The sequence below is a fragment of the Micromonospora sp. CA-111912 genome, assembly GCF_050948415.1.
In the GTDB taxonomy this organism is placed as follows: domain Bacteria; phylum Actinomycetota; class Actinomycetes; order Mycobacteriales; family Micromonosporaceae; genus Micromonospora.
The window spans coordinates 2980105-3001287 of record NZ_CP192007.1; the positions used below are offsets into that span (position 1 = coordinate 2980105).

The 21183-nt window shown below is 69.6% G+C and carries 18 protein-coding genes; 7 read left to right on the forward strand and 11 right to left on the reverse strand.

Translation table 11 applies throughout. The annotated features are described in order from the left end of the window. The first annotated feature begins 120 nt into the window (after positions 1-120). A complete protein-coding gene (locus ACQPZO_RS12400; protein ID WP_433349865.1) occupies positions 121-1476 on the forward strand; it encodes an MFS transporter in 1356 nt (451 codons plus the stop codon). After that, a complete protein-coding gene (locus tag ACQPZO_RS12405; RefSeq protein WP_433349867.1) occupies positions 1473-3287 on the forward strand; it encodes a glycoside hydrolase family 2 protein in 1815 nt (604 codons plus the stop codon). The genes ACQPZO_RS12400 and ACQPZO_RS12405 overlap by 4 nt, the downstream gene beginning before the upstream one ends. Here ACQPZO_RS12405 and ACQPZO_RS12410 read toward each other — a convergent pair. The 3 genes from ACQPZO_RS12410 to ACQPZO_RS12420 all read right to left on the reverse strand — a co-directional run bounded on the left by ACQPZO_RS12410 (position 3272) and on the right by ACQPZO_RS12420 (position 8798). Then, on the reverse strand, positions 3272-4252 hold the full coding sequence (locus ACQPZO_RS12410; RefSeq protein WP_433349869.1) for a DUF2804 domain-containing protein: 981 nt from the start codon (positions 4250-4252) through the stop codon (positions 3272-3274). The genes ACQPZO_RS12405 and ACQPZO_RS12410 overlap by 16 nt on opposite strands. A gap of 114 nt (positions 4253-4366) precedes the next feature. Then, positions 4367-6625: a carbohydrate-binding protein gene (locus ACQPZO_RS12415; RefSeq protein ID WP_433349871.1), complete on the reverse strand. Its 2259-nt coding sequence runs from the start codon at positions 6623-6625 to the stop codon at positions 4367-4369. A 142-nt stretch (positions 6626-6767) separates the two neighbouring features. Next, positions 6768-8798 (reverse strand): ricin-type beta-trefoil lectin domain protein, encoded by a 2031-nt coding sequence (locus ACQPZO_RS12420; RefSeq protein WP_433349873.1) that lies wholly within the window; start codon positions 8796-8798, stop codon positions 6768-6770. A 608-nt stretch (positions 8799-9406) separates the two neighbouring features. Between ACQPZO_RS12420 and ACQPZO_RS12425 the strand changes: the two genes are divergently transcribed. Then, on the forward strand, positions 9407-10369 hold the full coding sequence (locus ACQPZO_RS12425; protein WP_433349874.1) for a prenyltransferase: 963 nt from the start codon (positions 9407-9409) through the stop codon (positions 10367-10369). A 37-nt stretch (positions 10370-10406) separates the two neighbouring features. On the opposite strand, the gene ACQPZO_RS12430 is transcribed toward ACQPZO_RS12425, so the two are convergent. The 5 genes from ACQPZO_RS12430 to ACQPZO_RS12450 all read right to left on the reverse strand — a co-directional run bounded on the left by ACQPZO_RS12430 (position 10407) and on the right by ACQPZO_RS12450 (position 14496). Then, entirely contained in the window at positions 10407-10715 is a 309-nt protein-coding gene (locus ACQPZO_RS12430; protein ID WP_433349876.1) for a hypothetical protein, read from the reverse strand. Positions 10716-11392: 677 nt separating this feature from the next. Beyond that, the gene (locus ACQPZO_RS12435; protein ID WP_433349877.1) at positions 11393-11887 is read right to left on the reverse strand and encodes a hypothetical protein; all 495 of its coding nucleotides are present in this window, start codon (positions 11885-11887) and stop codon (positions 11393-11395) included. A gap of 618 nt (positions 11888-12505) precedes the next feature. Continuing rightward, entirely contained in the window at positions 12506-13276 is a 771-nt protein-coding gene (locus ACQPZO_RS12440; RefSeq protein WP_433349879.1) for a hypothetical protein, read from the reverse strand. Between the two features lie 261 nt (positions 13277-13537). Next, positions 13538-14095, reverse strand: coding sequence for a DUF2087 domain-containing protein (locus ACQPZO_RS12445; RefSeq protein WP_433349881.1), 558 nt, complete (start codon positions 14093-14095; stop codon positions 13538-13540). A gap of 71 nt (positions 14096-14166) precedes the next feature. Beyond that, complete coding sequence (locus ACQPZO_RS12450) at positions 14167-14496, reverse strand: DUF6204 family protein (protein WP_433349883.1); 330 nt, start codon at positions 14494-14496, stop codon at positions 14167-14169. A 251-nt stretch (positions 14497-14747) separates the two neighbouring features. On the opposite strand from ACQPZO_RS12450, the gene ACQPZO_RS12455 reads away from it, so the two are divergent. Further along, positions 14748-15302 carry a DUF2087 domain-containing protein gene (locus ACQPZO_RS12455; protein WP_433349885.1) on the forward strand — a complete coding sequence of 185 codons (555 nt, stop codon included), beginning with the start codon at positions 14748-14750 and terminating at the stop codon, positions 15300-15302. Between the two features lie 70 nt (positions 15303-15372). Here ACQPZO_RS12455 and ACQPZO_RS12460 read toward each other — a convergent pair whose 3' ends face one another. Further along, positions 15373-16077 (reverse strand): TetR/AcrR family transcriptional regulator, encoded by a 705-nt coding sequence (locus ACQPZO_RS12460; protein WP_433349886.1) that lies wholly within the window; start codon positions 16075-16077, stop codon positions 15373-15375. Between the two features lie 123 nt (positions 16078-16200). On the opposite strand from ACQPZO_RS12460, the gene ACQPZO_RS12465 reads away from it, so the two are divergent. From ACQPZO_RS12465 to ACQPZO_RS12475, 3 genes are all read left to right on the forward strand, one after another. Then, positions 16201-16971 carry a HipA family kinase gene (locus ACQPZO_RS12465; RefSeq protein ID WP_433349888.1) on the forward strand — a complete coding sequence of 257 codons (771 nt, stop codon included), beginning with the start codon at positions 16201-16203 and terminating at the stop codon, positions 16969-16971. Next, positions 16968-17363, forward strand: a complete 396-nt coding sequence (locus ACQPZO_RS12470; RefSeq protein ID WP_433349890.1) for a DUF3037 domain-containing protein — start codon at positions 16968-16970, stop codon at positions 17361-17363. The genes ACQPZO_RS12465 and ACQPZO_RS12470 overlap by 4 nt, the downstream gene beginning before the upstream one ends. Before the next feature lie 291 nt (positions 17364-17654). Further along, positions 17655-18395, forward strand: a complete 741-nt coding sequence (locus ACQPZO_RS12475; protein ID WP_433349891.1) for a YoaK family protein — start codon at positions 17655-17657, stop codon at positions 18393-18395. A gap of 69 nt (positions 18396-18464) precedes the next feature. Here ACQPZO_RS12475 and ACQPZO_RS12480 read toward each other — a convergent pair whose 3' ends face one another. After that, entirely contained in the window at positions 18465-20129 is a 1665-nt protein-coding gene (locus ACQPZO_RS12480) for an ammonium transporter (protein WP_433349893.1), read from the reverse strand. A 6-nt stretch (positions 20130-20135) separates the two neighbouring features. Then, positions 20136-21182, reverse strand: coding sequence for an urea transporter (gene yut, locus ACQPZO_RS12485; RefSeq protein WP_433349895.1), 1047 nt, complete (start codon positions 21180-21182; stop codon positions 20136-20138). Position 21183: the final 1 nt, after the last annotated feature.

Below are 21183 nucleotides of genomic sequence, written 5' to 3' on the forward strand. Positions count from 1 at the left end.
AATCGACGACGCGGCCCTTCGTGGGCGGGAGCCGGTCGGGCCTGAGTTCGGGTTGGGCGTACCCCGTTCTCGCAGAAGGCGAGAGTAGTTCATCATGTGCTGACCGCCGAGGAGGTCGCCATGTCCGTCCCGCACCAGGTGCCGCCGCGCACCGACGGCCGCAGCACCACTGACGTGCCCACCGACGATCCCGCGCGGCTGCGGTCGCGTACCTGGGTCGCGGTGGTGCTGCTCGGCCTGGTGGGCCAGATGGCCTGGACGGTCGAGAACATCTATCTGAACCTCTTCGTCTACGACACGGTCACCGCCGACCCGACCGTGATCGCCACGATGGTCGCCGCCAGCGCCGCCACCGCGACGCTCGCCACCCTGCTGCTGGGCGCGCTGTCCGACCGTCTCGGGCGGCGCCGGGCGTTCGTCGCGGGCGGCTACCTGCTCTGGGGCGTCTGCACCGCCGCGTTCGGCTTCCTCACCGTGGGCGCGACGGGTGACATCGCGCCGGTGGCGAACGTCGTCCTGCTCACCGTGCTCGCGGTGATCATGCTGGACTGCCTGATGTCGTTCCTCGGCTCGGGCGCCAACGACGCGGCGTTCCAGGCGTGGGTCACCGACGTCACCCGGCCGGCCAACCGTGGCCGGGTCGAGGCGGTGCTGGCGATCATGCCGCTGCTCGCCATGCTGGTGATCTTCGGTGGCTTCGACGGGCTGGCCCGCGCCGGTGACTGGCGGACCTTCTTCCTGATCATCGGGGCGGTGATGGCCGGGGCCGGCGTCGCCGCCTGGTTCCTGGTCGAGGACAGCCCCACCCTGGTACGCAACGACGCCGGTTACCTGCGCTCGGTGTTCCACGGCCTGCGGCCGTCCGCGATGCGCGCCAATCCGGGCCTCTACCTGGCCCTGACCGCCTGGTCGGTCTGGGGCATCTCGACGCAGGTCTTCCTGCCGTACCTGGTCATCTACCTGCAGCGCTACCTGAAGGTCGAGGGGTACGCGGTGGTGCTCGCCGCCGTGCTGGTGACCGCGTCGGTGGTGAGCGTGCTCGCCGGTCGGGTGATCGACCGGGTCGGCAAGGTCCGGTTCGTGCTGCCGGCCGCCGCCGTCTACGGCACCGGCCTGCTGCTGATGTTCCTGGCCCGGGGCACGCTGCCGGTGATCGGCGCCGGGATCGTGATGATGTCCGGTTTCATGCTGGTGCTGGCGCCGCTGGGCGCGCTGGTGCGGGACCACTCGCCGCCGGAGCGGGCCGGTCACGTGCAGGGGCTGCGGATGGTCTTTGCCATCCTGATCCCGATGCTGGTCGGCCCGTACCTGGGCGCGGCGGTGATCAGCAACGCCGACGAGACGTACCAGGACCTGGGGGTGGTCAAACAGGTGCCGACGCCGGGCATCTTCCTGATGGCGCTTTCCGTGCTGACGCTCATCGTCGTGCCGGTGCTGGCGCTGCGCCGCCACCGGGTCGGGAGGGAAGACGCGTGACGCTGACGACCGAGTGGGGCGAGGCGCTCGACCCCGAGCAGGTGCTGCCCGAGTACCCGCGCCCGCAGTTGGTCCGGGACAGCTACCTCAACCTCAACGGCCGGTGGGCGTACGCGATCACCGACGACGCCCGGGAGCCGGCGCGCTACGACGGTGAGATCCTGGTGCCCTTCTCCCCGGAGGCGCCGCTGTCCGGGGTGGGGCGGCAGCTGCTGCCCGGCCAGACCCTCTGGTACCGCCGCACGTTGCGGCTGCCCGACGGCTTCCACCGGCCCGGCCACCGGGTGCTGCTGCACTTCGGCGCGGTGGACCAGACCTGCTCCGTCCTGCTCAACGGGGTGCCCGTCGGCGGGCGCACCGGCGGCTACCTGCCGGTGCGCTGCGACGTCACCGACGCGCTGCGCGACGGCGAGAACGTGCTGGTCGTCGCGGTGCGCGACGACAGCGACACGGGCTACCACGCGCGCGGCAAGCAGAAGCTGCGCCGCGGCGGCATCTGGTACACCGCCCAGTCCGGGATCTGGCAGACGGTCTGGGCCGAGTGCGTCCCCGAGGCCCACGTCGAGCGGCTCACCCTCACGCCCGACCTGGCGGCGGGCTGCGTCGAGGTGACCGTGCACGCGGGCGCGGCCGTTGGTGACGCGGAGATCCGGATCCTGGCCGGCGGCGTCGTGGTCGCCGAGGCGAGCGCCGCCGCCGGGACCGCCGTGCGCCTGCCGCTGCCCGAGGTGCGCCCCTGGACCCCCGAGGACCCGTTCCTGTACGACGTGACCGTCGGCTACGGCGAGGACCGGGTCCGCGGCTACGTGGGCATGCGCTCGTTCGGTGTCGGGCCGGACGCGAACGGGGTGCCGCGGCTGCTGCTCAACGGGCAGCCGTACTTCCACGCCGGGGTGCTCGACCAGGGGTACTGGCCGGACGGCCTCTACACCGCGCCGTCGGATGCGGCGATGGTCGCCGACATCGCCGCGATGAAGCGGCTCGGCTTCACCATGCTGCGCAAACACATCAAGATCGAGCCGCTGCGCTGGTACCACCACTGCGACCGGCTCGGCATGCTGGTCTGGCAGGACATGGTCAACGGCGGCAGCGCGTACCGCCCGTTGGTGATCACCGCGCCGGTGCTGACGCCGCTGCGGCTGCCCGACCGGGGCGGGTGGCGGCGCTGGTTCGGCCGCGCCGACGCGGCCGGGCGCGACGAGTTCCGCGCCGAGGTACGCGAGACCGTCGAGCACCTGCGCAACGCGGTGAGCATCGCCGTCTGGGTGCCGTTCAACGAGGGCTGGGGTCAGTTCGACGCCGCCGAGGTCGCCCGGGAGGTGAGCGCCCTCGACCCGACCCGTACCGTCGACCACGCCAGCGGCTGGCACGATCAGGGCGGCGGCGACCTGCGCAGCCTGCACGTCTACTTCCGTCGCTTCCGCGCGTCGCGGCGTCGACCACGACGCGACGCCGCGCCGGGCGGGGGAGCGGTCCGCGACGGCGCCGCGTCGGGCCGGGACCGCCGGGCCCTGGTGCTCTCCGAGTACGGCGGTTACCACCTACGCGTCGACGGGCACACCTTCGGGCCGGCCGAGTTCGGGTACAAGCGCTACCGCACCGGCGCCGAGCTGGCCGGGGCGTTCACCCGGCTGCACGAGGAACAGATCGTGCCCGCGATCCCGGCCGGTCTCGCGGCCACCGTCTACACCCAACTGTCCGACGTGGAGGACGAACTCAACGGCCTGTTCAGCTACGACCGGCGGGTGCTCAAGCTGCCCGAGGAGGTGGTCCGGCAGGTCAACGGCCGGCTGCGTCACCAGCGGTTCTGAGCCTCCTCGGCCCAGCCGACCAGGCCGTCCAGGTCGACCCGCTCGCCGTCGTCGGCGGCCGCCCAGCCGGTGAAGTGCCCGAAGCACTGGTGCGTCTCGTTGGCGAGCACACCGAAGTTGGTCCGGGCGATCTTCTCGTGGAACGGGTGGAACTCCACCACCACCCGCTCACCGGTGATCCGCCACGGTCGCAGCCAGTCGGTGCGGTCGTACTCCCAGCGCAGCTCGTCGCCGATCTTGTGCAGCCGGCCGTCGACGAAGAGGCCGTTCTCGGTCGAGCCGGTGCCGTCGGTCCACTTACCGCCGAGCTGGATCGCCCGACCCGGGCCGCTGCCGGCGGCCCAGTTCCAGCGGATCGCGTACGGCCACCGGCCGCGGCCGTGGTCGAGGACGGCGAAGGAGTCCGCCTCGGCGACCGGGTGGTCCACCCCGTCCACCCGCAGGGTGCCGCGAACCGGGCGGCCGACGTCCTTGACGGTGTACTGGAACCGGCGGGTGCTCCAGGGCACCACCACGCCGAGCGACTCGTGACCCGCCGGCAGCGGCACCACGAGATCGACCTCCAGACCGGGGGCGGTGGCGCGGATCGTGGTCCCCGAGGGCACCTGGTCGATGTCGATCGAGAGCCCGCCACCGTGGGCGCGCACGGCGCCTGCCCCGCTGACCGGCGGGAAGACCGTGCCCCGGGCGAAGGGGACCACCGCACCCCTGTCGATCTCGACCTTCGTCGCACGGTCGAGCACGTAGAGGCCGTGCACGCCCGCGTAGTCCAGCGACGAGGCGACCAGGCCGATGATGTGGGTCGGGGTGACGATGCCCCAGTACTCCCAGCGCTTGTTGCGGCCCCAGCCGCGCAGGTTCGCCCGGTGCACCGGGCGGCGGCTCCAGCCCACTGCGGCGGGCTGGAGCCGTCCGCCCGGAAGGCACAGGTCGGTCGGCTCGGTGATCTCGTTCTCGTGCGTCACGACGGCGAGGCTATCCGGTCGGGCGGGACCGCGTCGGCGACGGCGTGGCCGGTTCGAGGCCCTACCTCTCATCATCCCCGCCGGCACAGCCGACCGTGGTCGGTCAGGTCCGACTCACGAGTCGCGAGACAGCGCCTGGGGCGCGAGCCGGAGGTAGTCGAGGTTGAATCCCCAGGTCTCGCAGTACAGCGTGACGACCTGGTCGCCCGCCGGTAGCTCGACGGTCGCGTGCGCCGGCTGGTAGGTCGCCCAGCCGCCCGTGTCCGGTGCCGAGACGGTGGCCAGCACATTGCCCGCGGCATCGCGCAGCGACAGCGCGTCCGTGATGGGGGAGCCCATGCCGGTGGCGACGCTGACCTCAAGGTCGTACGTTCCGGCCCGGGCGACGTCGATGTGGTACTTCAGCCACTTGCCACCCTCGGTCCAGCCGACGTTCTTTCCGCCGCTGGCCGCAGGGTTGCTCTCGATGAAGTTGCTGCCCCCCTCGGTCCACCCGTGTTGCTCGACGTATGCCTCGGCCTCGACCCGCTCGCCGATCGGTGCGCCGTGCGGCCGCACGTTCACGCGAACAGTCACCGTGTCGTTCGCCATGCCGTCGGTGACGGTGAACGTCAGGTTCTGTTCGCCGGCGACGGTCGGGTGGAGCGTCACCACGCCGGTGGCGGCGTCGACGCGGACGCCGTCCGGCAGCTCGGGCGCGTAGTAGGCGAGCCGGTCGTGGTCGCGGTCGAACGCGGTCAGCGGCACCTGAACCGTGCTGTACTGGTCGGCGGCCACGTCGGCGACGTTACGCAGGATCGGGGCGTGGTTGCCGTGGGCCGACGGCAGCTCAGCCTTCCACCGGTAGGTGGCGAACGAACGCGCCGGCACCGTGACGACGAAGGACCTGTCGGCGAGCACGACGCGCGTCGTCGCGGGAGCGCCGTTGCTGTTTCCGAGGACGGCGACGAAATTGTCCTTGTCCCGGTAGACGACGTTGCTGACGCCGCCGCTGGTGGCGCTTGACTCCACCCGCACGTGCTCACGGTTCAGGTACTTCGAGAACTGCCCGAGCTGGTAGAGCTCGTCCCGGACGGTGAAATCCTGGGTCGACGTGTTCACCTTGACCAGGCGGTTCGGCCACTTCGTGGTCCGGCCGACCTCCGCCCAGTCGATGTTGTTGTCGCGCGAGGGCGTCCAGTGCAACGTCCCACCGTCCTGGTCCGTGGTCTGCGCCCACATGACGTACGAACTCGCGTCGAGCCGGAAGTAGCTCAGCACCGTGGCCGGGGACAGGTCACTCGTCTCGGTCAGGTGCACCGGCTTGCCGGTCTGCTCGTACGCGTCGCGCATGACCCGCGGGTCGCCCCAGTAGGGGTGGAAGGCGATGCCGTCGGTCGCGCGGCTGACCTGCTTACCGGTCACGGAGCCGTCCGGCGCGTCGTCGAGGATGCGGTGGTAGTTCTTCGTCTCGACGCTGTTCGGGTCGCGCCAGTCCCAGAAGTTGAAGTCGTGCACGTAGAGCTGGGTGCGCAGCCGGGCGGCGGCGAGTTCGCGCTCGATCGCGAGCGCCAGTTTCTGCTGCTGCGCCACGCTGATGTCCATGGCCGGGTAGACCACGTCCATGCCGGGCTCGTTCAGCAGCGTCAGCGCGTCGACGTGAACACCCTGCTTCGCGTACGCCTGGACGAACTTCACGTAGTAGCGGGCGAACACGTCGATGCAGTCGTCGCGCAGCTTGCCGACCTGGTAGTAGTTGGTCGTGCTGCCAGGCTGGAGCGCGACCTCGCCGGTGAACCGGTTGTTCGTCTTCATCCACGCCGGGGCGCTCCAGGCCGAGGCGAAGAAGGTGGCGCGCGGGTTGTAACGCTGGATCAGTTTGACGGTGTCGATGATGTGCAGGTCGATGTCGCGCTGGATGGAGAAGTGCTTTAGGCCGAAGTCCTCGGTGACCCCGGAGGGAAGGTCGTCCGCCGACCAGAACGGCAGGTGCTCGATCAGGTCGGGGCTGCCGATCGTCAGGCGGAACCGGTCGAGACCCGCGCCGGTCTTCGGGTCGACGAGCAGCCGGATGGCCTCCTCACGCTTTGCCGGGGTGAGCTTCCACAGGTTGGAGACGCTGGTCTCGTCCAGGGAGAACCCGATGCCCTCGTATCGCTGGCGGGTCCGACTGGGGTCGACCACGACGGTCGCGTCGACGGGTCGGCCGCTGTCGTCGCCGACGCGGACGGTCGGCAGCTGTTGCCATGCGTGTTCCGCGCCTGCGGAGTAGGTGCCGGTCACGAGCGCGCCGCGTCCGGGGCGGCCGGCCGTGCCGGCTTCGGACGGCGTGCTCGTGAGCACAACCAGGGTCGTCGATGCGGCGACCAGCGCCGTCATGGTGGAACGCCTCATGGCGCCTCCTCGATATCGGGGACTGTCCTCGTGGCCGGCGCCATTCGACGGACTGTGGGGATCGATGCGGGCCTTGTCCTGACCCGAACGAGTCCGCCGTGGGCTGACCGGGACAGGGCAGCCCACGGCGGACCCGACACGGCTATCCGTTGAGGACCCAGGTCTGGTTGGGCTGGGCGTGGCAGTCCCAGATCTGCAGGCGGGCGCCGTTGGAGTCGTTGACGTCCACGACGTCCAGACACTTGTCGGCCTGCGGGTTGACCAGGGTGCCGGCAGTGGTGGCCGTCCAGCGCTGGGCGGCGGTGCCGTTGCAGGTCGAGATCTGAACCCTGGCACCGTTGTTCGTAGCCGCACCGCTCACGTCGAGACACTTCCCGAGCGATCGAAGCGTCCCGTCCCCGGGGCGTGACCACTGCTGGTTCGGTTCGCCGTGGCAGTCCCAGATCTGTACGGGCGTGCCGTCAGCGCTCTGCCTGTCGACGACGTCGAGACACCGGCCGCCCAGACCCGTGACCGTCCCGGAACCCGTGGGCGGATTCGTCGTCGGCGGCGGCGTGGTCGGGGGCGGGGTGGTCGGCGGCGGGGTCGTCGGGGGCGTCGTGGTCGCGGGTGGCGTCGTCGGTGGTGTCGTGCCGCCGCTCCAGGTGAAGGTGGCCGTGGTGCGCGCCGGCATCGTGTAGGTGAACGACTGGCCACCCGAGTTGACCTTGACGGGCTGGGCGTTGGCGGCGGGGTTGTGCACGATGAGCGCCTTGGATCCGTCGGTGTTGCGCCACGCGACGTTCTGCACGCCCCACGTCTCGGTGGAGTCGATCCGCTGCGCGCCGGGGCGGACGAACTTCGTCAGGTGGCCGGTCGTGTAGTACTCGACGGTGTAGTCGACCTGACCGGCCCGTGCTCCGCCTTCCTGCACGGTGATCAGGCCGGTGCAGGCGTCGCACCCGCCGTTGTGCGGGCCGTGGTTCTGGTTGAGCGCAAGGCTCCATTTGATCAGGCTGCTGCTGTAGTTGCGGGCGTAGTTGACGATGTCGCTGAGATCCTCGTTGTGCTGGTTGCTGATCCAGGTCCCGCCCGAGTGCTCCGTGCTGAACTGCCGGACATTCGGGAAGTCGTGGTGCACCACGGTGCCGATGTTGGGCTCGCCCCAGTAGCCGTGCCAGGCGATGCCGCCGAAGAGCGGGTCGGTCCGGATGGCCGGATCCTGCAGGAGGTTCTGGCCGAGGGTCCAGTAGTCGCCGTAGTTGAAGTCCTGCACCATCACCTTGGTGGTGAGGCCGGCGGCCCGCAGCGCGGGGTAGACGTGGTTCTTGGTCAGGTCGATGAGCTGGTCGGGCGTCCAGGCCATACCCGGGTAGTTCATCTCCGTGGGGTTGTCGGCCTTGCAGCAGTTGGGTTCGTTCTGCACGGAGATGTAGTTGATCGGCACACCGGCGCGGGCGTACGACTGGATGTACTTCACCAGATACTGGGCGTAGAGCGCGTAGTACTGGGTCTTCAACGAACCCATCTGGTCCATCCGACCGTTGGTCTTCATCCACCCAGGCGCACTCCACGGCACACCCTTGACCCGCAACTCCGGGTTGAGTTGCTTCGCCTGTTGGGTGAGCAGGCGCACGTTGGTGTCATAGCCGTTCGTGCCGAAATCGGACAGGTCGCAGCACGTGTCGTCGAGCGACGTGTTGCCCGGCCGGGACAGGTCGGAGGCGCCGATCGGGTTGCGCACGAACGACAGCCCGATGCCCGTGGTGGGACTGAACAGCTTGGTCATCACCGCATCGCGGGTCGCGGCGCTGACGACGCCGCCGCGAAGGAGATGAGCGGTCGTGTCGGTGATCGACGCGCCGCCGCCCTCGAAGGTCTGGTAACGGACCGAGTCGTCGACGGTGATGGTCTGGTCGGCGTTCGGGCTGCTGGCGGCGAAGCCGACCGGTGTCTGCTGCTGTAGCCCGCGCGTGACCGTACGGCCGGCGGCGTCGGACGTGGTGGTGAGATGGACACCGACAGAAACCGGCGCGGCGAAGGCGGACGGGGCGGTGGCCACGGCGATCCCAGCGGCTGCCGGCACGCAGACGGCGAGCAGGGCGGTCGCCAAGCCGCGGTGGCGTGGACGTCGGGTGGCGGTGGGCGGGCGGTTGGGTGGCAGGTCGTGCGGCGGATTCCCGGAGGGGGACAAGGAGGGACTCCTTCCACGGAAGCAAGAACGCAGCGGCAAGCCGACGGGACGGGTCGGCTCGAGGCGGCGCGGGAACTGGGCGGGACGGACAGCCATCGACGCGCCCCTTGCAGGAACATCAATGAGTGCTGATCAAAGCAACGTTCAATGGTTTAGTCAAGACGCAAAAAAAGCTGTCTGCGGCCGTTTTGGCACGATTCGTCTTCTCGACTTCGATGAATCGCGTCTGACGCGGGCGCAGATCGGTCAACCGGATGTCCATCCAGGTACCGCCGGCGTCGCCTCGACACGGTCGCCCGATGTCGCCTCGGGAGGGGCGGGGCGACCACGGGCGGCCCCTCCGGTCCATGCGAAATGGACGTGTCCGCCGAAGGGGGCATGGAGCTTTTTTCGGACAGATCGTTTCCGTTGCCGTTCCCCGAGATATAGGTTTCTGCCACTGTCTTACTACGGGGGAGGCGTCAACCATGGCCGCGATGCGGGAATCTCAGTTGATCCCAGGACCTCGTCAAGCTGCCGCCGGGTCCGCCTCCGGGTGGGGCGGAACTTCCTGGAGGGGTTTCCTTCGACTGGCCCGACTGCGCTTCCTGCTGTACAACGTCCTGCCGGTGGGTCTCGCCGTGGCGGTGTCGGTGCATCAGGGCTACCCGCTCGATCTCACCTGGTACGTCGTCGCGCAACTGTTCGCGTGGACGGTCCACGTCATGACCCACTACTGCAACGAGTACTTCGACCTGGAGGCCGACCGGGCGAACGTCTACTTCACCCCGTGGACGGGCGGGAGCCGGGCGCTCGTGGACGGGTCCGTCGCACCCGTGGTGTCGCTCGGCGCCGCGTTCGTACTGTTCAGCGCCTCGACGCTGATGGTGGCCGTCATGCCGTCCTGGCAGGCGCGCGTGCTCGCCACCGCGGCCGTGGTGCTGGCCTGGTTCTACACCGCGCCGCCACTGCGGCTGAACTATCGGGGCACCGGAGAGCTGACGGTTGCCGCGATCCTCAACGGCCTGTGGCCCGCCGTCGCGGCAGTGCTCCAGGCCGGCACCGTACCGATGCTGCTGCTGGCCGTGCTGGCGCCCACCGCGGTGCTGCAGGTGGTCCGGATGATGGTGATGAACCTGGGTGACCGCCGGTCGGATGCGATGGTCGGCAAGCGGACGCTGCCTGTCATCATCGGTTATCAGCCGGCGGTGCACGTGATCGTCGGCGCGCAGTTCGTCGCGTACGCGATGCTCACTGTCCTCGCGCTGCTCGGCTGGTTGCCGTGGCTGGTCTGGGCCGCGATGGCCGCCACCGCGCCGCTCTCGGTCTGGCTCGTCAGGCAGCTCCGGGGCGGCGCGATGCGTGACCTCGACCCCAGGAGCATGACGCCGGTGGTGTTCTGGGCCTCGAACCACGTGTCCCTGATCGTCGCGGCGGCGATGCTGGGCGTGATCCTGGACGCGGCGCGCCGCTCCGCCGACGCCGGTGCGCTGGCGCTGCTCGGCGCGGTCCTCGCCGGCTACGGGTTGTTGTTCGCCCACCGGCTGTGGTTGGCCCGCAGGTCCTCGGGGCAGGGGCAGGCCCGCACCTGATATCCGGGTCCGGAGCCGGATCGACCCGTCATGAAGGTCAACGGTGAGCACTGTCCGCCTGTTCTCGGTGCTCTGGTTCGGGCTCGTGGTCGATGCTCAGGCGCTGGGGCGCCAGGTGGTGGGAGACGAAGTCGCGCCAGAGGACGATGGCCGTGGGCGTGGTCTCGCCGTGCGTGCCGGCGTGGCCGGTCAGCTGCTTGTCCCGTGACCCGAGCAGGTCGAAGAGGGCGAGTTGGCCGTCCGCGGGGAAGACCTCGTCGTGCCACTGGATGTGGAAGAGCGCGGGGGCGGTGACCCGTTGGGCGTCCCTTGCGACGCGCTTCGGTACGGCCAAGCCCTCATGCATGATGCGAGCCTGGTACCTGGCGACGGCCAACGGGGACGAAACTCGGTCGCCGTGGTAGGGCCCGTCGATCGCCAGCGCCGCGAGGCCGGCCTCAGACGCGAACCACTGGGCCAGGCTGACGATCCGGTCGCTTCGCTTATGCCCGCTGCCCCCGTGCCCCAGCAGGACCAGGGGAGGTGCGGGACGGGAGAAGGTGGCAGCCACAGCACACCCGGAACGCTGCCCGCTGCCCGGCCGAGCCGAAACGACCGCTCGACGACACCGCTGTCAGCCACCCGGCGTTCGATCCACTCAAGCGCCTCGTACACGAATGCGTCCAACCAGCCGTAAGTGCTTCATCAACCAGAAGCCGGCCGGACGGTCCGTCATCGCCGACGGCGCCTATCTCACCAACCCCGGTTGCCGAAGGAGCCGGCCGGCGTCGACGAGGCCGAACCCGCGAACCCAAAAGAAGTGCGAACCAACCCCACTGTGTGGCCGGAGGTGGCCTCCCGCCGTCCCTGGACCGGTAGGGCCGGCCACCCTTTCCCCGTACTGGCCGACGAGCAGGCCGGGGAAGCCCTCGACGAAAGCCTCGGCGGCTGCAAGAAGGAAGGCCTCGCACCAAATGGTGCGAGGCCTTCCTTCTGTTGGCTGATGTCTACGTCAAGACGCAGGTGCGCCCGCCGTCACACTGGTTAGAAGGGGGCCGGGGTCGACGCGCAGTTCACGTTGACGGCGTCGATCTGGTTCTTCAACGTGAAATCCCAGTACTGATACGAAGGCACAGTTCCCCAGTTGACCCAGGCGGTCCCGGACCAGTTGTACACCGTAATGCTGTTGCCCTGAGTCCGTGCCGAATTTGCCCAGTTACTGTACCCGTTAAGGTCCCACCAGCCGCAGCCGTCCAGGACGGTCGAGGTTCCATGGCCACCGTCGAGGTCGTATAGGCAGGGGTATCCGAAGGGGCACTCCCATGCCTGGGTAGAGAAATCATTAGGGACGAACTGCGCCTGTCCGCCCGCCAGCACCGCCGTGTTAGCCGGTGTCGACGACGACGCCTTTGCCGCCATCGATGCGCTGCGGGTGGGCTTCACTCCGTCCGCGTGCGCGGCTACCGCGGGGACAGTGGCGCTTGCGACGATCAGTACGGCGATCGCAGCGAGTTGTTTAAGGAACCTGGTTCTGATCACAGCGTCCTTCCCGTTCTCCTGGTTTGGCCGGTGGCTTATGCATCGACCATCGTCATCTTCGAATAGTACACAGATTGCGAGCGAATGGCTACGTACCGCTGTCGTTCTACCACCCTGGGTAGCCTACGAGGCGGTAGTCACGGCGTGTCTGGTCGTCGCACGGCCGTGGACCTGGACAGGCGGGTAGGCGATATCGCCGGCGTCAAGGCCTCCACCCTCAGCCGTCGGGAGACGAGGAACCAGTGTGAGTTGCCGGCGGGTGCCGCGACCGTGGGTCGGCCCGGTCAGTGAGCGGCTGCCCGCCTTCGCCTGTCGACGGTGAGGCATGGCAGGTGGTGGCCAGATCCATTCGGGTCTCGGCCGGACCGGGAAGGGAGTGCGGCCGAGGTGGCGGCGGCAGGCGGCGTGGATCGAGGCGGTGACCGTGCCCGGCGGGATGAAGTCCGCGACGACGAATGCCTTGGCCTGAGCGGAAAACGGTGGAGGGCTGGTTGCCGGTCAGCCCTCCACCGTGCGACCTTGGCGCGGCGTCAGCCAGCCCGAGGTCATACCCATCCCGTACGTCTCGGCAATCAAACTGCCTCGCCGGACCTGCCGGAGTGTTCGTTCCCGTAATGGTTATCCGCCGTACTCGACCGTCCAGTTCTTGCCGTCGAAGGTGGCGATGGCCTTGGTTGCCCCGTCCGGGAACTGCAACTGGTAGGGCCTGGTCAGAATGTCCTCGCTGACGACGGTGCCGGCCTCGTAGCTGCCGAATGCCAGCCAGTAGGTCGGGGTGATCTCGAATTGAACTCCGGTGTCCGGCTGTGTAGAGACCACGAACGTCCCCGCCCCCGACATCCCGATGCCGACACTTCCCTGATCGGAAGAATCCGGGCCGGGGACCGTGTCGTCCTCGTTGATGACAAGTGACCCGCTGGCGGCCCCTGAGGTCGGCTTGCCGAATTCAAAACCGTCCTTGATGTACGAGAGGGGAACCGTGTTCGCGGTATCGAGATCGGCTGGAATGATCTGCCCCGCATCGTAGTTGACGCCGGGCTTGAGCGTTCCGGTCTGCCCCCAGACGAAGTTGTAGTCCACCGTCCACGAGAACGTGACGCTGGTGCCCGCGTGGCACATCTTCGACAGCCAGGCCAGCGAGTGTACGTCCGACGGCTGGGTCGGCTGCTGCTGGAACACGATGGCGTTCTCGTCGTCGATCGCGGAGTTGTTGACGATCGTGACGCTGTACGACGTTGCGGCGAGGCCGGTGGTGCTCCGACTTTCTGACGCCGCATTCGCCATGGCTTGCGCCGAGGGTGTCACTGCCGCACCCAGCAGGGTCACGCCCAGGGCCAGACCCAAGGCGGCAAGCCCCTTCCGTCGGCTCACCGACGTTTTCTCCGTCATGCGTTTCTCCTGGAATTCCGGGCACCAAGAGGTGCGTTGGGAACGCAATCACTATCGCCGTAAGCGACTACTTGGAGGTTTCACGGAGCGCTGGCTTGGATCCTAGGGGCGATTCGTTGATGATCGCAAGGGCGTGCATAGCGTGGGTCGAATGGCAGTCAAGTCATGATGAGATTGTCGACCATCAATCAGTGGAGACGGATGAATGTTGCCGTTCGCAACTCGCAGGCAGCACCTCGCTCGGTCCTCGGCGTCTCTGCGTCACCGCGTCGCCCCGGATCCGCCCGGGGTGACCAGCGCGTACCGCCCGGAGTCCCGCCGCAGGACGCCGCCGTCGACGAGGAGACGCCGCAGGTGGACGGCGTCGACCGCGCCACCCGCGCACCAGGGCCGCAGGCGAGCGGTGACGTGGCGTTCGTCGTACTCGTCACCGGGGACGAAGGCCGTCTCCGCGACGTGCCGCAGCACGGTTCGGCGGGCGTCCGCGTCCTCCTCCGGCAGGTGCACGAGGACGCCCCCGCGGACGAAGCCGCGCAGCTGTGGGTCGGGCTGCTCAGCGACGGCCTGCTCCTCCTGCCGGAGGGTGGCCACCGCCGCCACCACGGCGAGGATTTCCTCGTTCACCGCGAGGCGACCGGGCCCGTCGGGCCTGAACAACCCGGTCCGGAGGAGCTTCCCGATGGCCGGGGCGGCCTTCGACGCTTCGAGACCGGAGGCGGCGAGGATCTCCGTGGGGGTCGCCCCGCCCAGGTCGACCGCGCAGAACACCCGACGCAGGGTGGGTTCGGAGAGCAGGAGGGTGAATTCTTCCGGGGTCATGAGACGGCTCGCGTCCTTTCAACTCAACGAGTGCCCGACGGCCTTACGCGCCGGGGCGCGTACCGACAGGGTCAGCGTCCCCGCCGTCGGAGCGTGTCCTCCAGGTCGCTGGAGACCGAGTGCAGGTCGCTGCTGTCCGCGCCGAGCTTGCGGACGGCGGCCGTTGCGGCCTCCTCCGCCTTCCCGAAGACGACTGCCTCGCTGTCGTCGCGGGTGACGGGTACGAGGCAGCGGAAGGTGAAGATGCGCAGGTGCCGTTCGTAGGTCACCGTGCCCTCGTCGGTGAACCTGGCCGCGAAGAGGTCGTGCTCGTCGGCCTGGGCGAGCAGCGAGGCGCGTTGCTCCTCGGTGAGCGGGGCGAACTTGCCGCGGACGATGACCCTGTAGGTGTTGCTGCTCATGGCTGCGGGGATCTCCACATCGGGGTGTAGGGGTGGCTGCCGGGGCTGCCGGCGTCAGTCGTCAGGCGGGTCGGGGTGGCGCGTCTGCTGCCGGGTCGGCCGTGGCAGCGAGGTCGGCCTCCTCGAACGCGTCTCAAATACAGGTCCATATTCTAATACGATGCTGTATCTGAAGCGCCGGTGACTGCTACGTTGTGCAAAGAATCCGGCAGCGGCCGACGTCGGCCGGCGACCCCGAGGTGAGGTGCCCGGTGCCCACTGCCGACCCTGAACCGCCGGCCGGATCCGACGAGCACCCGCCGTCCTGCGGTGACATCGTCGGACTGCTCGCCGAGCCGGCGCGCCGTGCCGCGTTCGCCGCGCTCGTGCTCGGCGCGCGCACCGTGGGGTCGGTGGCGGAGCAGACGGGCCTGACCCAGAAGGCCGCGGCGAGCGCGTTGCGCAAACTGGTGGACGGCGGGATCGCAGCAGAGGACCGCGCGACCCACTCGTACGCCCCGGTGGAGGACGCCTTCCGCCGCGCGGTCCAGGCCGAGATCCGGGTCGGTGGCCGAAGCGGCGGGCGCGGCGCGGGCGCATACTTCCGCCGTGGCCGGATCACCGCCATCCCCGGCGACGCCGAGATCCGCTCCCGGGTGCTGGCCGTGGTGGTCGACGCCTTCACCCCCGGCGAGGTGTACCCCGAGACCCGGGTCAACGCCCTCTGCGGCGAGTGGTTCGACGACTGGGTGACCCTGCGCCGCGCCCTGGTGGACGAGGGCCTGCTCACGCGCAACCACGCCGGCACCGCCTACGAGCGCGCCTGAGCCGTGGCGCCAGTACCGGGCACTCCAGTTCTCCGGTTGGTCGCGGCGGCCGGCGCGGCCGGCCACGGGCTCATGGGCGGGGGGTGTCGTTCCCGGGGTCGGGCGGGTCGGTGGGCTCGTTCGTGCCGGTCCGGGCCAGGGCGGTCCAGGACCTGATCAGGAGATCCACCGCGTCCATGACGTTTCCGGCGGGGTGGTCGTCGGGCGAGAGCGCACGTTGGATGGACAGCCCGTCGTCCAGTGCGTGCACGATCAGGGCCAGCAGCTCCACCGGTGCGGGTGGCGTGACCGAGCGGGCGGCGAAGCCCTGCGCGAGCGCCTGGGTCATCGCCTCGCGGGAACGCCGCTCTCGATCGGCCAGCAACGGCAGCATCTCCGGATCGCGCAGTCCGTAGAGCCAGAGTTCGGTACGCAGCGCCAGCCAGCTCGCGAAATTCCTGTCCCGCTCGCGGTGCCAGCCCCGCAGGTGCTCGATCGTCTCCTCGAACGAGCCCGCCCGCAGGCTGAGCGCCTGGACCTCCTTGAGCTCGTGCTCGGTCCGCTGTTCGAGCAGGGCCAGGACCAGCTCGTGCTTGCCGTCGAAGTTGCCGTAGAACGCGCCCCGGGTGTATCCGGCGCGCTCGACGATCTGCTCGACCGAGGTGCCGTTGACGCCGCACTCGGCGAACAGCTCGGCTGCTGCCCGCAGCAGCTCCTTACGGGTGATCTCGCGGCTTTCCTGCCGCGTCAGCCTCTTGTTGATGATGATCGACTCCTTCCGGAAACTCGGATACACGATCGTATGCTGATACGTTTCGGTATGTGAACTCCGGCTCGACGCGCCCGTCACCGCACGTGAGCCGGTAGGCCTGTCACCGACCTTCAGTGATCAGTAGGGTGGATTCTGTTGCAGAGAGTAATGGGAACGCAGTACCTGACTCCCTTGCGGGAGGGCGGTTCCCTACCCGGGGTGGTGGAGGCGGACAACGACGGAACCTACGTCGTGAAGTTCCGCGGAGCTGGGCAGGGCAGCGCGGCCCTGGTGGCGGAGGTCGTCGTCGGTGAACTCGGCCGCCGGCTCGGCATCCGGGTGCCCGAGCTCGCCGTCATCGGCGTCGACCCGGAGGTGGCGCGCCGTGAGCCGGACCAGGAGGTTCAGGAGTTGTTGCGGGCCAGCGCCGGGGAGAACCTCGGCATGGACTTCCTGCCGGGGTCGGTGGGCTACGACGGTGTCGGGTGGGAGCCACCGCCCGAGGAGGCCGCCCGGATCTACTGGCTGGACGCGCTGACCGCCAACGTGGACCGCACCTGGTCCAACCCCAACCTGCTCATCTGGCATCGCCAGTTGTGGGCGATCGACCACGGCGCCGCGCTGCTGTTCCAGCACTCCTGGCCATCGGTCGCGGCCTGGGCCGACCGCCGGTACGACCTGTCCCAACACGTGCTCGCGGATCTCGTGACGAAGCTGGGCCCCGTGGCCCTCGCGAAGCTGGACGCGGAGCTGGCGGCGATCGTGACCGCCGAGCTCCTGGCGGAGGTCGTCGCCCTGGTGCCCGACAGCTTCCTGGTGAGCTTGAACTCCGTGACGGAGGACGCCGACCCGGCGGAGCTGCGGCAGCGGTACGTCGAGTACCTGCTGGCCCGGCGGATGGGCGAGCGTGGCTGGTGGCCGACGGAGGCGACCGCGTGACCGCCGGCCCGATCCCCGCCCTGGGCTTCGACTACGCGTTGCTGCGGGCTGTCCCCCGGGTCGACCGCGGCGAGCAGGTGAATGTCGGGGCGCTGCTCTACTGCCCGGGTGCGGACTTCCTCGGCGCCGCCGTCCATGTGGACGTCGAACGGCTGCGCGCGCTGGATCCCGACGTCGACGTCGACATGGTCTCCGCGGCCCTCGACGCGATCCGCGCCGTGTGCGCGGGCGATCCCGGTGCGGGCCGCATCGCTGCCGGCACCCGGCGGGCACGGTTCGGCTGGCTCACCGCGCCGCGCAGCACGGTGATCCAGACCAGTCCGGTGCACGGTGGCCTCACCACGGATCCGGCCGCCGAGCTCAAGCGGCTGATGGGCCGGCTGGTGCGCTGACGGCACCGGCGGGAGGTGCGTCCACGATCACGACCTGCAACCTCGGGGGCCGTGCACCCCTTCCACCCGGTCGAGTTCGATCAGATCCGCGGTACGAGCCGACCGACGAGGCCCCGGCCTGGGCGGCTGCCGCGACGAGGCTCGCGTGCGCAACCACCTGAGGGGTGGATCTGCCCCGCAGACCCGCCCCTTGGGTATCCACCTTTATGTCCGAAATGCAGTAACATGGAGGAGGTTTGCGGCCGGTCGAGGCGACGTCCCCGACGTGCGCGCCCGGAGGTGCCGACGACAATGAGCAGCTCGCAACCCGCGCCGCCGTCCCCGGACGACCCGGCCCGGCCGGGGCCGGAGGAGTCGTACCGCGAGTTCCGTCGCCCCATCGCGGTGCTGGCGCTCTGCACCGGCACCGCGGGCTTCCTGGACGCCTTCGCGTTCCTGCGCTACGGCACGTTCGTCGCGAACCAGTCCGGCAACCTCATCTTCCTCGGTATCGGTCCGGCCGGATGGCACCCGGCCTGGCCGGCCGCGGGCGCCTCGCTGCTCGCGTTCGCCGGTGCGGCCGGCGTGGTCTCCTGGATCCGCTCCCTGCCGGGCCGCTGGTCGCCGGCCCTGCGAGGCCTGGGTGCCACGGCGCTCGGCCTGTCGCTCTGGACGTTCCTCAACGTCCTGCTCCACCACGGTCAGGACGGTCCGGTGTCGCGGGCCGTCCTGGCCGCTGCCGGCGGCCTCGCCACGGGCGCCTTCACGACGCTGTTCGTCCGCACGGCGGGGGTGACGACCACCATCACGTACCAGTCGGGCACGGTCGTGAAGACTGGTGGGCACATCGTCCGGTGGATCGCCGCCCCCGGCACCGACCGGAGCCGGGCCCGGCAGGCATCGCTGCTCGGACTGCTCACGCTCGTCTGCTACTCCATCGGGGGCGGCATCGGGGCCGTGGCGCAGCAGCGACCCCACTGGGTGCCGGCCTGGGGACTGCTCGCGCTGGTGCCGGTGGCGTTGCTGGTCCGCCGGGTCCGGGCCGGGACGTGAGAGCGGTGGACGCCGGCCCCCGCGTCCGCCCGCGCGGCCTCCGGGCACCGCCCTGTCGACCCGAACCGATCAGTGCAGGTCCGTCGCGGGCCGGACGTCCTGCACGTAGCTCTCCGACCGGTCGGCGCCGTACCGGCTGAGCACGTCCAGCACCGCGGCCGTGGCTTCCTGCCCCACCAGCACCTCGACCCGTACCCGGTCGAGGAGATCCTGCTCCTGCCAGTAACCCCGGGGCAGCGCCAGGGCGGCCGGTGTGGCGGTGGAGACCGTGGCGTCGGAGACCACGATCGAGCTGGCTCCCGCGCCGATCAGGGTGTCTCGCAGCTCCCGGGTGTCGGGCAGCAGAACCGGATCCAGCATCGCGATGACCAGCCTGTCCCGCTGGGCCGCCCCCCGGGCGGGCCGATCGCCGGGCCGGCCCCGCCTGCGCCGGTTGCCGCGCTGGGTCGCCCCCGTTCCGCTCAGTCCCGCGACGCTCCCAAGGTGGTACGCGTCGGTGTCCTGCTGGGTCCGGTCGAGGCTGTCCTGCGTGTCGGCCGGGGCGCGGAGCCCGACGACTGCCTGCACGGCGGCGGCGATCGCCCAGCTGAGCACGAAGGAGAAGGCCACCACGGTCACCACGCCGACGATCTGGTGCCAGAGCAGGGACCCGCCGCCGCCGAAGAAGAGACCGTCCACGCCCAGCGGGTTGATGCCGTTGTCGCCGAAGAAGCCGAGCAGCAGTGAGCCGAGCATGCCGCCGACGAAGTGGACCGCGAGGACGTCCAGCGCGTCGTCGAGCCGGAACAGGTACTTCAGCCGGAGCGCGGTGTGGCACACGATGCCGGCGATGGCGCCGATGGCGATGGCGGAGAGCGTGTTGACGTAGCCGGCGGTGGGGGTGACCGTGGCCAGCCCCGCGACCGCACCGGTGACGCTGCCCACGACCGTGCAGTGGCCGTCCTTGAGCCGCTCCGCCACCAGCCAGACGAGCATGCCGGCCGCGGCTGCGACGTGGGTGTTGATGAGTGCCTGGGCGGCCACCCCGTTGGCCTGGAGCCCGTCGCCGGCGTTGAACCCGAACCAACCGAACCAGAGAATGCCCGCACCGACGATGGTCAACGGAATCGAGTTGGGCGGGGCGGCGGTGTGTGGCCAATTACGGCGGCGGCCGACGACCAGCAGAATCCCCAGGACCGCGGCTCCCGCCGAGGAGTGGACCACCATCCCGCCGGCCCAGTCCTGGGCACCGAACTTGGCCAACCAGCCGTCGGGGTGCCAGAGCCAGTGCGCGACGGGCGCGTAGACCACGATGGACCAGATCGCCAGGAACAACGCCCAGCCGGCGAGCTTCAGCCGGCCGGCCGTGGCTCCGGTGACGAGCGCGGGAGTGATCACCGCGAACATCATCTGGAAGGCGATGAACGCCAGGGTCGGAATGGTCACCTGGCCGGCGGCCACGTGCAGGCTGGGCGCGGGCGGGACCTTGAGATCGGTCAGCCCGAGCAGCTCCAGGTTGCCGAAGAGGCCGGTGCCGGCGTCGTCGCCGAAGGCGATCGTGTACCCCACCAGCACCCAGGTCAGGCTGACGATCCCCAGCGCGATGATGTTCTGTTGCAGCATCGCGAGCACGTTGCGGGCGGGGACCATGCCACCGTAGAAGACGGCCAGCCCAGGGGTCATGAACAGCACCAGGCCGGCGCAGACCAGCACCCAGGCGGTGTCGCCCGGGTTCACCGCGTTCTGAGCGAGCACGGAACCTCACCTCTCTTTGTGCAAGGGTTGGATGGTGCGTTTCGCCGCGGAGACGATGGTCTCCTTGACGCGTTCGTGGCTGGGCACCGGCGCGAAGTGCCGCTGGGGCAGCAACAACAGCCAGGTGGCGATGTTGAACGGCCCGGTCAGCACGGGGATGGCCAGCGGGGTGAGCACCGTCGCGAGAGCCACGTGGACGAAGAGCGTCAATGCGATTCCGAAGAGGGTGTAGATCGTCACGAACACACCGGGACGGTGCAGCACCGCGCCCACCGCGATCGCCGTCAACACCGCGTTGAAGCCGTACAGGCCCTTGTCGAGCGAGAGCCCGTCGGCCCCGAACCAGAGCGCCAGCAGGGTCGCGCCGGCGCTGCCGACCACTGCGAAGAGCGCCGACCAGCGAGAGTTGATCAGCAGGGCGACCAGAATGAGCAGCCCGCTGACCCAGCTGTTGATCAGGAACACCTGGGAGACCCCACGGAACAGGATCGGGATGAGGTTCCAGTCGAAACGGCCGCCGGCCAGCGCCCCCTCGCCGGGGAGCTTCGGCTTCAGTCCGGTCAGGACGGTGAACCGGTTGAACTGGTAAGCGCCCAACAACAGCACCCAGGTGGTCAGCACGAACGGGAAGGTGAACGCGGTCAGTCCCCAGGTCTTGAAGACCGCGTTCAGGGCCAGGGTGACCACGGTGGTGGCCGCGGCGCCGAGCACCAGGTAGAGCCACATCAACGGCCGGTCGTCGAGGAACGTCGGAACGGCGATCCCGGTCAGTACCGGGCTGAAGCCGAACAGTCCCTTCCGCAACGAGGACCGGTCCACCCGGAGCACGATGGCGGTCACCGTGCCCACGACGAGACCGAGGACCGCGCCGCCGAAGACCCGGGGCTGCCCGTTCTCGAACGCACCCCAGGCGACCGCGACGAGGATGAGCAGGCCGGAGAGCGGATTGTTCTGGAAGACGACCTGCGCGGGGCCGCGCAGACACGCGTCGACGAACTCGATCAGCGGATTACGGTCGCTCAGACCGTCCCAGCCCCGCACGACCTGGGTCATG

Excerpts from the sequence above, each read along its gene's own strand:
- ACQPZO_RS12400 (WP_433349865.1), top strand. The coding sequence starts at position 121 with ATGTCCGTCCCGCACCAGGTGCCGCCGCGCACCGACGGCCGCAGCACC.
- ACQPZO_RS12415 (WP_433349871.1), bottom strand. The coding sequence starts at position 6,625 with ATGAGGCGTTCCACCATGACGGCGCTGGTCGCCGCATCGACGACCCTG.
- ACQPZO_RS12430 (WP_433349876.1), bottom strand. The coding sequence starts at position 10,715 with ATGCATGAGGGCTTGGCCGTACCGAAGCGCGTCGCAAGGGACGCCCAA.
- ACQPZO_RS12440 (WP_433349879.1), bottom strand. The coding sequence starts at position 13,276 with ATGACGGAGAAAACGTCGGTGAGCCGACGGAAGGGGCTTGCCGCCTTG.
- ACQPZO_RS12445 (WP_433349881.1), bottom strand. The coding sequence starts at position 14,095 with ATGACCCCGGAAGAATTCACCCTCCTGCTCTCCGAACCCACCCTGCGT.
- ACQPZO_RS12450 (WP_433349883.1), bottom strand. The coding sequence starts at position 14,496 with ATGAGCAGCAACACCTACAGGGTCATCGTCCGCGGCAAGTTCGCCCCG.
- ACQPZO_RS12465 (WP_433349888.1), top strand. The coding sequence starts at position 16,201 with ATGGGAACGCAGTACCTGACTCCCTTGCGGGAGGGCGGTTCCCTACCC.
- ACQPZO_RS12475 (WP_433349891.1), top strand. The coding sequence starts at position 17,655 with ATGAGCAGCTCGCAACCCGCGCCGCCGTCCCCGGACGACCCGGCCCGG.
- yut (WP_433349895.1), bottom strand. The coding sequence starts at position 21,182 with ATGACCCAGGTCGTGCGGGGCTGGGACGGTCTGAGCGACCGTAATCCG.